Here is an 11,586-nt window from a genome sequence, read left to right on the forward strand (position 1 = left end):
CGGCACCGACGTGCACGCGTGGGCACCCGAGGATGCCCCCCGGCCCCTGTGGCTCGGCGGCATCCACTGGCCCGGCGAGCGTGGCGTGGCCGCGACCTCGGACGGGGACGTGGCCGCCCACGCGGCGTGCAACGCCCTGCTCTCCGCCGCCGGCCTCGGCGACCTCGGGGCCGTGTTCGGCGTCGACCGGCCGGAGATGGCGGACGCCTCCGGCGCGGACATGCTCCGCGAGGTGCTGCGCCTGCTGACGGAGGCGGGCGTCGCCGTCGGGAACGTGGCGGTCCAGGTGGTCGCACCCCGGCCCAAGGTGGGCACGCGCCGCGCGGAGATGGAGGCCGCCCTCTCCGCCGCCCTCGGCGGGGCCCCCGTGTCCGTCTCCGCCGCCACCACGGACCGGCTGGGGTTCATCGGGCGCAGGGAGGGGCTGGTCGGGATCGCGACCGCGCTCGTCGTCCCCGCGGCCTGAGCCCGCGTCGGCGCACCGACTAGGCTGGCAGAGCCCCGTCAGGACCCCGCCCCTCCGGAAGGACCGCGCCCCCATGGCCCAGCGCTTCTACGACACCCGCACCGCGCAGATCCGGGACTTCGAGCCCCTCGTGCCCGGCGAGGCGTCGGTGTACTACTGCGGGGCCACGGTGCAGGGCATGCCGCACGTGGGCCACGTGCGCAGCGCGATCGTGTTCGACATCCTCATCCGCTGGCTCGAGGCCACCGGGCTGCGCGTCACCTCGGTGCGGAACGTGACGGACATCGACGACAAGATCCTCGACCGCTCGGCCGCCTCCCACGAGGCCGGCTTCGAGGCCTCGGACCTCTACCCGGCCCGCGAGCCGTGGTGGGGCCTGGCCTACCGGTTCGAGAAGGCGTTCGACGCCGCCTACCTCGCCCTCGGCGTCCGCCGTCCCACCTATGAGCCGCGCGCCACCGGCCACGTGCCCGAGATGTTCGCGCTCATCGAGCGCCTGATCGAGCGCGGCCACGCCTACCCCGCGCAGGACGGCTCGGGAGACGTCTACTTCGACGTCCGGTCCTGGGAGCGCTACGGCGAGCTCACCCGCCAGCGCGTGGAGGACATGCAGGACGCGCCCGACGCCGACCCGCGCGGCAAGCGCGACCCCCGCGACTTCGCCCTGTGGAAGGGCGCCAAGCCCGGCGAGCCCGCCACCGCCGTGTGGGAGTCGCCCTGGGGAGCCGGCCGCCCCGGATGGCACCTGGAGTGCTCGGCCATGTCCACGAAGTACCTCGGCGCCGAGTTCGACATCCACGGCGGCGGCCTGGACCTGCGGTTCCCGCACCACGAGAACGAGCTGGCCCAGTCGGCGGCCGCCGGGGACGGCTTCGCCCGCTTCTGGCTGCACAACGGGCTCGTCACCTACGGCGGCGAGAAGATGTCCAAGTCCGTGGGCAACACGATCTCCCCCGAGGAGATGCTCGGCATGGCCCGCCCGACGGCGGTGCGCTACTTCCTGGGGCAGGCCCACTACCGCTCCCAGCTCGACTACCGGCCCGGCGCCCTCGACGAGGCCGAGGCCGCCGTCGAGCGCATCGAGGGCTTCACGGCCCGCGCCCGCGCCGCCGGTGCCGTCCCGCCCGCTCCCGACGGGGCGCTCGCGGACCGCGTGCCCGCCGCCTTCCGCGCCGCCATGGAGGACGACCTCAACGTGCCCCAGGCGCTCGCGGCCCTGCACGAGGCCGTGCGCGCCGGCAACTCGGCGCTGGCCGGGCAGGACCTCGACGCCGCGGCCGCCCGCCTGGCCGAGGTGGAGGCCATGACCGCGGTGCTGGGCCTGGACGACGTGCCCGAGGGCGACGACGCCGCGGCCGGCCCGGTGTCGGACGCCCTCGACTCGCTCGTCCGGTCGCAGATCGAGGCGCGGGCACAGGCCCGCGCGGACAAGGACTGGGCCACCGCGGACCGCATCCGCGATGCGCTGGCCGCGGCCGGCGTCGTGGTGGAGGACGGCGCCGACGGCGCCACATGGCGCCTGGCGGACTGACACCTAGACTGGAGGGCGATCCGGCGGCGCCCCGCGTGCCGCCGCCCCCGTCCCCGGCCCGCAGGAGTCCCGCCATGTCCACCGCCCCCCGCTCCGGCGGATCCCGCAAGCCCAAGGGCAAGAAGGGCCCCATGAAGGGCACCGGCGGCCACGGCCGCAAGGCGCTCGAGGGCCGCGGACCCACCCCCAAGGCCGAGGACCGGGTCTACCACAAGGCGCACCGCGCCAAGCAGCTGGCCGAGCGCTCGGCCGCCAAGCGCGGCCCCGTGAAGGACCAGGTCCGCGGCCGCGTGAAGCTCACGGACGAGACGGTCTCCGGTCGCAACCCCGTGCTCGAGGCGCTACGCGCGGGCATCCCGGCCAAGGCGCTGCACGTGGCCGTGCGCATCGAGATGGACGACCGCGTCAAGGAGGCCCTGCGCCTCTGCCTCGAACAGGGCGTGCCGGTCCTGGAGAACACCAAGCCGGAGCTGGACCGCCTCTCCGGCGAGGCCGTGCACCAGGGCATCGTGCTGCAGATCCCGCCCTATGAGTACGCGGACGCCACGGCCCTGGCCCTCGACGCGCTCGCGAAGCACGAGAAGGGGCACCTGCGGACCCCGCCGCTGCTGATCGCGCTCGACGGCATCACCGACCCCCGCAACCTCGGCGCCATCATCCGGGCCGGCTCCGCGTTCGACGCGGACGGCGTGATCGTGCCCGAGCGGCGCTCCGTCGGCGTGACCGCCACCGCCTGGCGCACCTCGGCCGGCGCGGCCGCGCGGGTGCCCGTGGCCCAGGCCGGCAACCTGAACACCACCCTCGTCGACCTGCACAAGGCCGGCTACTTCGTGCTGGGCCTCGACGGCGGCGGGGACGTCTCCCTGCCCGGGCTCGCCCTGGCCACGGAGCCGCTCGTGCTCGTGGTGGGGGCCGAGGGCAAGGGTCTGTCCCGCATGGTGCGGGAGCACTGCCAGCAGATCGTGTCCATCCCGATCGACTCGACGATGGAGTCCCTCAACGCCTCGATGGCGGTGGGCATCTCGCTGTACGAGATCTCGGTGCAGCGCGCCGGCGGGCGTTGACCTCGACGGCGCCGCCGCCCGGGATGACGGCCGGGCGGGGACGCGGGTCTCGCACACGGCGCCGACGCGGGCAGAGTGTCCACAGTGACGCCGGTCACATGGCAGGATGTCGTGTGGATGCGCGCACGTCTTGCCCGTGACGCGTGTCACCGCGCACAGTGTCTGCACTGTGTCCGACGGGCCCCCGTCGGCGAGCGCATCCCGCACCGCACCATCAGAACGAGGTCCGTCTCATGAAGCACCGCTCCCTCCCCCTCACCGCCGCCCTCGCCCTCGCCGCCCTCGGGCTCACGGCGTGCGGCGACTCCGGCTCCGGTGGCTCCGGCTCGTCCTCCGCCGCCGGCGGCGACGGCTCCTACACCGTGGGCATCAACCAGCTCGTCTCCCACCCGGCGCTCGACGGCGCGGCCGAGGGCTTCAAGGAGGCGTTCGAGGACGCCGGCCTGGACGTGACGTTCGAGGAGCAGAACGCCCAGGGCGAGCAGGCCACGGTCACCTCCATCGCCTCCACCTTCGCCAACGACGCGGACGTGGACCTCGTGGCCGCGATCGCGACCCCCGCCGCGCAGGGCACCGCCTCGGCCGTGAAGGACAAGCCGGTCGTGTTCATGGCGGTCACCGATCCCCAGGGCGCCGAGCTCGTGGCCTCGGACGAGGCCCCGGGCGGCAACGTCACCGGCGTCTCGGACCGCAACCCGGTCAAGGAGCAGCTGCAGCTGCTCAAGGACGTGAAGCCGGACGCCGCGACCGTCGGCATCGTCTACAACTCCGGCGAGGCCAATTCCAAGGTCCAGGTGGACCAGGCCAAGGAGGCCGGCAAGGAGCTGGGCCTCGAGGTCAAGGAGGCCACCATCACCAACTCGTCCGAGGTCCAGCAGGGCGTGCAGTCCCTGTCCGGCGTGGACGGCATCTACGTGCCCACGGACAACGCCGTCGTCTCGGCGCTGGAGACCGTGGTGGGCTACGGCAAGGAGCAGCGCGTCCCCGTCATCTCGGCGGACATCGACTCCGTCGAGCGCGGCGCCCTGGGCACGTACGGCATCGACTACACGGCGCACGGCAAGCAGGCCGGCGAGATGGCCGTGAAGATCCTCAAGGACGGCGCGAAGCCGGCCGAGCTGCCCGTGGGCTACGCCGACCCGGCCAACCTGCAGCTCGTGCTGAACCCGAAGGCCGCCGAGGCCTACGGCGTCGAGATCCCCGCCGAGCTCACGGACAGGGCCGACCAGCTCGTCGAGGGCTGATCCCGCGCCTGCCCGCCTCCGCGGCGGCCCGGACCACGGGGTCCGGGCCGCCGCGGAGCACGTCGACGGCCGACCCACCCCGTCCCGCCGTCGTCCGTCCCCCTCGCACCGCCCGAAAGGCACCCACCCCATGCTGACCGCAGTGGAACTGGGTCTGATCTACGCCGTCGTCGCGCTCGGCGTGTACCTGACCTTCCGCATCCTCGACTTCCCCGACCTCACGGTGGACGGCTCGTTCACCACCGGCGCCGCCACGGCCGCCGTGCTCATCACGGGCGGCACGCCGGTGCCCCTGGCCATGCTCGCCGCGTTCGTGGCGGGCGCGCTCGCGGGCCTCGTCACCGGCCTGCTGCACACCAAGGGCCGGATCGACGGCCTGCTCGCCGGCATCCTCACGATGATCGCGCTCTACTCGATCAACCTGCGCATCATGGGCAAGGCCAACATCCCCCTGCTCGGCCAGGACACCCTGTTCACGTGGCTCGGTGACCTGGGCCTGGCCCGGAACTGGGGCTCGATCCTCGTCCTCTTCCTCGGTGTGTTCGTGGTGAAGCTGATCCTCGACTGGTTCCTGCACACGGACCTGGGCCTCGCCCTGCAGGCGACCGGTGACAACGAGGAGATGATCCGCTCGTACGGCGTCTCCACGGACCGGATGAAGATCCTCGGCCTGATGATCTCCAACGGCCTCGTGGCCCTCGGCGGTTCCCTGCTGGCCATGTACCAGGGCTTCGCGGACATCTCCATGGGCATCGGCCTCATCCTCGTGGGCCTGGCGTCCGTGATCGTGGGCCAGGCCGTGTTCGGCCAGCGCACGGTCTTCTGGGCGACGCTCGCCGTGATCGTCGGTGCCGTGCTCTACCGCCTGATCATCCAGTTCGCCCTCAACGCGGGCCTGAGCCCGAACGACATGAAGCTGATCTCCGCGGCCCTCGTCGTCGTGGCCCTGCTGCTGCCGCGCTTCGGCTTCGCCAGGCGCCTGAGCCTGCGCACGCGGGGCACGGCCGCGACCCCGGCGCCGGCCGCCGCCGCTCCGGCCACCGCCGGCATGCCTTTGACCGGCGAGCCGGGCGGCGCCACCCCCGCCGCATCCGTCTCCGAGGAGGCCCCCCGTGCTTGAGATCTCGCAGGTCTCCAAGACCTTCTTCCCGAACACCGTCAACGAGCGGCGCGCCCTACAGGGCATCGACCTGCACCTGGCCGAGGGCGACTTCGTCACCGTGATCGGCTCCAACGGCGCCGGCAAGTCCACGATCCTGAACACGATCGCCGGCAAGCTGCTCCCGGACACCGGCACCGTGGCCGTGGGCGGCAAGGACGTCACCCGCATGCCGGACCACCGCCGCGCGGCCTCGATCGGCCGGGTGTTCCAGGACCCGACGGCGGGCACGGCCCCGAACCTCACGATCGAGGAGAACATGGCCCTGGCCTGGCGACGCGGGCACGCCCGCGGGCTCTCGCGGGGCGTCTCCCGCGCCCGGCGCGCGATGTTCCGCGACGAGCTCACGAAGCTCGAACTCGGCCTGGAGAACCGCCTCACCGCCAAGGTCGGGCTGCTCTCCGGTGGCCAGCGTCAGGCGCTCAGCCTGCTCATGGCCACGTTCTCCGGACCGAAGATCCTGCTGCTGGACGAGCACACCGCCGCCCTGGACCCGTCCCGGGCGGAGCTGGTGACCCGCCTGACCCGGCAGGTGGTGGCCGAGCACCGGCTCACCACGCTGATGGTCACGCACAACATGTCCCAGGCCCTCGAGGTCGGCAACCGGCTGATCATGATGCACGACGGCCGGATCATCCTCGAGCTGGACGAGCAGGAGAAGGCCGGGCGCACCCCGGCGGACCTGCTGGCCGAGTTCGGCAAGATCAAGGGCGCCGTCGTGGACGACAAGACCATGCTGTCCTGAGCGTCCCGTCCGGCGCCCCGTCCCTGGCCCGCCCCTCCGCCCCCACGGCGGGCGGGCGGGCCGGCCGTTCTCACCGGCGCGGCCGCGGGGTAGCGTCGTGGCGTGAGCACCGTGAAGCCCGACACCCAGAGCGCCACCGCAGCCGATGTCCGCCTCCAGACCGTCACGGGGCGCATCCCGGTGACGGACGTGCAGCCCGTCGTGCTGGACGGCCGGTTCCCGGCGAAGGCCGTGGTCGGCGAGGACATCCCCGTCCGCGCGACCGTGTTCCGCGAGGGCCACGACTCCGTGCGCGCCACCGTCCGCCTGCTCGACCCGGCCGGCGCCGAGGTGCAGCGCGTGCAGATGCGTCCGGGCCGGCCCGGCCTGGACGAGGTCGTGGCCACGCTGCGGCCCGCCGAGCCGGGCCTGCACCAGTTCGTGGTCGAGGGCTGGGACGATCCGGTGGGCACGTGGAAGCACGCGGCCACCGTCAAGATCGCCGCCGGCGTCGACGTGGAGCTGATGCTCGCCGAGGGCGCGGCCCTGTTCCGCCGGGCCGCCGAGGACGCGGAGCGCTCGGCCGAGGACCGCGCCGTGTTCGAGGAGGTCGTTCGCGGCCTCGAGGACGAGTCGCTCATCCCGGCCCAGCGCCTGGCCTCCGCCGAGTCGGCGGAGGTGTCCGCCGTCCTCCACGCCCGCCCCGTGCGGGAGCACCTCACGAGCTCCGAGCTCTACCCGCTGGACGTGCAGCGCGAGCTCGCCGGCCGCGGCGCCTGGTACGAGTTCTTCCCCCGCTCCGAGGGCGCCCGCTTCGACGAGGCCTCCGGCACGTGGTCCTCCGGCACCTTCGCGACGGCGGCCGACCGGCTCCCGGCGGTCGCCCGGATGGGCTTCCAGGTGGCCTACCTGCCGCCGATCCACCCGATCGGCACCACGCACCGCAAGGGTCCGAACAACACGCTGACGGCCGGGCCGCAGGACCCGGGCTCACCGTGGGCGATCGGCGGGCCCGAGGGCGGGCACGACGCCGTGCACCCGGACCTGGGCACCGTCGAGGACTTCGAGGCGTTCGTGGCCGCGGCCGCGGACGAGGGCCTCGAAGTGGCCCTGGACCTGGCCCTGCAGTGCTCCCCGGACCACCCGTGGGTCGCCGCGCACCCGGAGTGGTTCACCACCCGCGTGGACGGCACCATCGCGTACGCGGAGAACCCGCCGAAGAAGTACCAGGACATCTACCCGCTGAACTTCGACAACGACCCGGGCGGCCTCGCCCAGGCGGTGCTGGACGTGGTGCGGGGCTGGGTGGCCCGCGGCGTGCACATCTTCCGCGTGGACAACCCCCACACCAAGCCCCTGTGGTTCTGGGAGTGGCTGATCGCGAAGGTCCGCGCCGAGGAGCCGCGCGTCGTGTTCCTCGCCGAGGCCTTCACCCGTCCCGCGATGATGCACGCCCTGGGCAAGGTCGGGTTCCAGCAGTCCTACGGGTACTACACCTGGCGGAACACGGCCGAGGAGCTCGCGGAGTACCTCCAGGAGATCTCGCACGAGACGCCGGCGTTCTATCGCCCCAACCTCTTCGTCAACACGCCGGACATCCTCACGGAGTACCTGCAGCACGGCGGCCCGGGCGCGTTCCGGATCCGCGCCGTCGTCGCCGCCACGGCCAGCCCGCTGTGGGGCGTCTACGCCGGGTTCGAGCTGTTCGAGCACGTGGCCCGGCCCGGCGCGGAGGAGTACATCGACAACGAGAAGTACGAGTACCGCCCCCGGGACTGGGAGGGCGCGGAGGCCGCGGGCGCCTCGCTCGCCCCGTACCTCACCCGGCTCAATGAGATCCGCGCGGCGCACCCGGCGCTGGGCGACCTGCAGAACCTGACCCTGCACGCCTCGACGCACCCTGACCTGCTCGTGTTCTCGAAGACGCGCTCGGCCCGGCCCGAGGGCGCCCACCGGGACGCCGAGGCCGTCACCGACGCCGGTCCCGCGGAGGACACCCTGATCGTCGTCGTCACCACGAACCCGCACGACGTCGTCGAGGCGACCCTGGACCTGGACCTCGAGGCGCTGCGTCTGCGCCCCGAGGACCGTGACGCGTCCGGGGCCGTCGAGGTGGAGGACCTGCTCACCGGCCAGCGCTGGCAGTGGGGCCGCACCCCGTACGTCCGCCTGGACCCCCACGTCGAGCCCGCCCACGTCCTGCGGATCGTCCGGAACGGCTGAGCCGCTCCCGACGCCCGCCGTCCCCAGAACAGGAATCGCCATGACCCCGTCGCCCCCCGCCCCGCCGTCGCCCCGCTCGCCGTGGACCCGGAGGTGCTGGCCGCCGTCGCGCAGGGCCGGCACCACGATCCGCACACCGTGCTGGGCGCCCACCCGCATCCCGACGGCGCCGCGGTCACCTACCGCGTGCTGCGCCCGCTGGCGCGCACGGTCACGGTGGTCCGCGCCGGCGACGGGCAGCGGGTGGAGCTGACGCACGAGCACGACGGCGTGTTCGTGGGCGTGGCCCCGACGCCCCGCGTGGCCGGGGCCGCCGCGGGCGACTACCGCGTCGAGGTGGCGTACGAGACCGAGGACGGCACGACCGGTCCCGTCCAGGAGCAGGACGACGCGTACCGGCACCTGCCCACGCTCGGTGAGCTGGACCTGCACCTGATCGGGGAGGGCCGGCACGAACGGCTGTGGGAGGTGCTCGGCGCCCGCGTGGTCCGCACCTCCGCCGACGAGGCCGTCGGCACGGCCTTCGCGGTCTGGGCGCCGAATGCGCGGGCCGTGCGCGTGGTGGGCGACCACAACGGCTGGGACGGCCGGACCCACGCCATGCGGTCCCTCGGCTCCTCCGGCGTGTGGGAGCTGATGGCGCCCGGCGTCGGCCACGGCGACCGCTACAAGTTCGAGATCCTCGGTCGGGACGGGCTCTGGCGGCAGAAGGCGGACCCGATGGCCCGTTGGACGGAGGTCCCCCCGGCCACGGCCTCGCGTGTGCTGGAGTCCGACTACGCCTTCGGGGACCGCACCTGGATGGAGCGCCGCCGCGTCACGGACCCGCACGAGCGCCCGCTGAGCATCTACGAGGTGCACCTGGGCTCGTGGCGGCCCGGGTTGGACTACCGCGAGCTGGCGGAGCAGCTCGTGGAGTACGTGCAGTGGCTGGGGTTCACGCACGTGGAGTTCCTGCCGGTCGCGGAGCATCCGTTCGGCGGGTCCTGGGGCTACCAGGTGACCGGCTACTACGCCCCCACCTCCCGGTTCGGCTCCCCGGACGAGTTCAAGCACCTGGTGGACGCGCTCCACCGGGCGGGGATCGGCGTCATCGTGGACTGGGTGCCGGCGCACTTCCCGAAGGACGAGTGGGCGCTCGCGCGCTTCGACGGGACCGCCCTGTACGAGCACCCGGACCCGCGGCGGGGCGAGCATCCGGACTGGGGCACCCTCGTGTTCGACTTCGGCCGCACCGAGGTCCGCAACTTCCTCGTGGCCAACGCGCTCTACTGGCTCGGCGAGTTCCACATCGACGGGCTGCGTGTGGACGCCGTCGCCTCGATGCTCTACCTGGACTACTCGCGCGAGGACGGGCAGTGGGAGCCCAACGTGCACGGCGGCAACCACAACCTCGAGGCCATCGACTTCCTGCGCGAGGTCAACGCGACCGTGTACCGCCTGCACCCCGGCGTCCACATGATCGCGGAGGAGTCCACGGCCTTCTCCGGGGTGAGCGCTCCCGTGGACGCGGGCGGTCTCGGCTTCGGCAAGAAGTGGAACATGGGCTGGATGCACGACACCCTGGCCTACCTGTCCCAGGACCCGGTCAACCGCCGGTGGCACCACGGGCAGTGGACGTTCTCCATGGTGTACGCCTACTCGGAGAACTACGTGCTGCCGCTGTCCCACGACGAGGTCGTCCACGGCAAGGGCTCCCTGCTGGGCCGCATCCCGGGCGACCGTCGGGAGCAGCTGGCCACCCTGCGCGCCTACTTCGGCTACATGTGGGCGCACCCCGGCAAGCAGCTGCTGTTCATGGGCGGGGAGTACGCGCAGCCGAGCGAGTGGTCCGAGGGCGAGGGTCTGGACTGGCCCGTCTCGTGGGATGAGGCGCACCGCGGGGTCCAGCTGACGATCCGGGAGCTCAACGCGCTCTACCGCAGCAAGCCGGCGCTGTGGTCGCTGGACCACAGCCCGGAGGGATTCTCGTGGGTGGACGGCGGCGACGCCGACGGCAACACGCTCGTGTTCCTCCGCATGCCCGCGGCGCAGGTGGTGCCGGAGACACGGATCGACGACGACGGCGCCGCGGCCCCGGCCGCCGAACCGGGCGGAGCCCCGCTGCTGTGCATCACCAACCTCTCGGGGTCGCCGCGTCAGGGGCTGCGCGTGGGGGTGCCGTCCGCGGGGGAGTGGACGGTGGTGCTGGACACCGACGCGACCGACTTCCACGGTGACGGCTGGCGGGAGCAGACCGGCCAATCCGAAGTGATCGCGGCACACGAGGGCCAGTGGCAGGGCCAGCCGGCCCACGTCACGGTGAACGTGCCGGCGCTGACCACCCTGTGGCTCCAGCCGACCCTGGACACGACCAGCACGCCCTGAGGCGTGGTGCACGTCACGATCGACGGTCTCGGCGCGGCAGCGTCGAACGGGGCGGGCCAGGCCGAAGAAATCCGCGAGAACAGGCGGAAACCGGCCACCCACCCTTGACCGCACGCCGGGTGTCACCCCTGATTTTGTGTTCGGTGGGATTCGTGTGTAGAGTTCCATCTCGTGCTCAAGACGCCGACCGGGTGACCGGGAGGCGGGGTGAAGAACACAGAATCCGCGGATTCATGCCGAGAATGGCAGGTCCAGGGCGGGTGGTGCTCACCGGGTGCGCGGCCGGCAGTGATGCGGGTCGGGATTCCTGAAGAAGATGATCTGGTTTGACAGCCGGGGATCATGTGGTAAGGTTTTCGAGGCCTTCCATGTGGATGGTCCGGTGAGTGTCTGGCCCCGCGGAAGCGGAGTTGACATTGTCGGATCGCGTGGTAAGGTTTTCTAGCCCGGCCATGTGAACGGACGGTGAATGCTTCGGACACGGAGTTGACACGGTCGAAACGGATGGTCTAGGATGGAGAAGTTGCTCCAGAGCGAAACGGCCCGCGGAGCGGGTCGCTGAAGCTGGAAGTGCCTGTTGTTTGAGAACTCAATAGTGTGCCAAGTTTGTTGATGCCAATTGTTTTAACACATATTGGTTGATCATCGCCTGCCACCCCCGTGGTGTGGTGATGGTCTGCCAGGTATTGAATGGATGTCGTGGTGGTTATTTCCGGCTGCCACGGTGTTGTTCTGTAATTTTTTTACGGAGAGTTTGATCCTGGCTCAGGATGAACGCTGGCGGCGTGCTTAACACATGCAAGTCGAA

Annotated in this window: 8 protein-coding genes; all 8 read left to right on the forward strand. The window is 72.1% G+C overall.

The genetic code is table 11. The features are described 5' to 3' along the window. The coding region (gene ispF / locus J1M40_RS10995) for a 2-C-methyl-D-erythritol 2,4-cyclodiphosphate synthase (RefSeq protein ID WP_206450794.1) at positions 1 to 466 on the forward strand (466 nt) is incomplete at its 5' end. Positions 467 to 539: 73 nt separating this feature from the next. Next, the gene (cysS, locus tag J1M40_RS11000) at positions 540 to 1,997 is read left to right on the forward strand and encodes a cysteine--tRNA ligase (RefSeq protein ID WP_206450795.1); all 1,458 of its coding nucleotides are present in this window, start codon (positions 540 to 542) and stop codon (positions 1,995 to 1,997) included. A gap of 74 nt (positions 1,998 to 2,071) precedes the next feature. Further along, positions 2,072 to 3,061, forward strand: a complete 990-nt coding sequence (rlmB, locus tag J1M40_RS11005; RefSeq protein ID WP_036382443.1) for a 23S rRNA (guanosine(2251)-2'-O)-methyltransferase RlmB — start codon at positions 2,072 to 2,074, stop codon at positions 3,059 to 3,061. A gap of 233 nt (positions 3,062 to 3,294) precedes the next feature. Then, positions 3,295 to 4,305 carry an ABC transporter substrate-binding protein gene (locus J1M40_RS11010; protein ID WP_206450796.1) on the forward strand — a complete coding sequence of 337 codons (1,011 nt, stop codon included), beginning with the start codon at positions 3,295 to 3,297 and terminating at the stop codon, positions 4,303 to 4,305. A 130-nt stretch (positions 4,306 to 4,435) separates the two neighbouring features. Next, the gene (locus J1M40_RS11015; RefSeq protein ID WP_036382447.1) at positions 4,436 to 5,425 is read left to right on the forward strand and encodes an ABC transporter permease; all 990 of its coding nucleotides are present in this window, start codon (positions 4,436 to 4,438) and stop codon (positions 5,423 to 5,425) included. Continuing rightward, the gene (locus J1M40_RS11020; RefSeq protein WP_036382449.1) at positions 5,418 to 6,209 is read left to right on the forward strand and encodes an ABC transporter ATP-binding protein; all 792 of its coding nucleotides are present in this window, start codon (positions 5,418 to 5,420) and stop codon (positions 6,207 to 6,209) included. Before J1M40_RS11015 ends, J1M40_RS11020 begins: the two co-directional genes overlap by 8 nt. A gap of 102 nt (positions 6,210 to 6,311) precedes the next feature. Further along, positions 6,312 to 8,411 (forward strand): alpha-1,4-glucan--maltose-1-phosphate maltosyltransferase, encoded by a 2,100-nt coding sequence (locus J1M40_RS11025; RefSeq protein ID WP_206450797.1) that lies wholly within the window; start codon positions 6,312 to 6,314, stop codon positions 8,409 to 8,411. Between the two features lie 81 nt (positions 8,412 to 8,492). Next, positions 8,493 to 10,778 (forward strand): 1,4-alpha-glucan branching protein GlgB, encoded by a 2,286-nt coding sequence (gene glgB / locus J1M40_RS11030; RefSeq protein WP_206450798.1) that lies wholly within the window; start codon positions 8,493 to 8,495, stop codon positions 10,776 to 10,778. The last annotated feature ends 808 nt before the right edge of the window (positions 10,779 to 11,586 follow it).

The sequence above is a fragment of the Micrococcus sp. KRD026 genome, from assembly GCF_017168445.1.
In the GTDB taxonomy this organism is placed as follows: Bacteria; Actinomycetota; Actinomycetes; order Actinomycetales; family Micrococcaceae; genus Micrococcus; species Micrococcus luteus.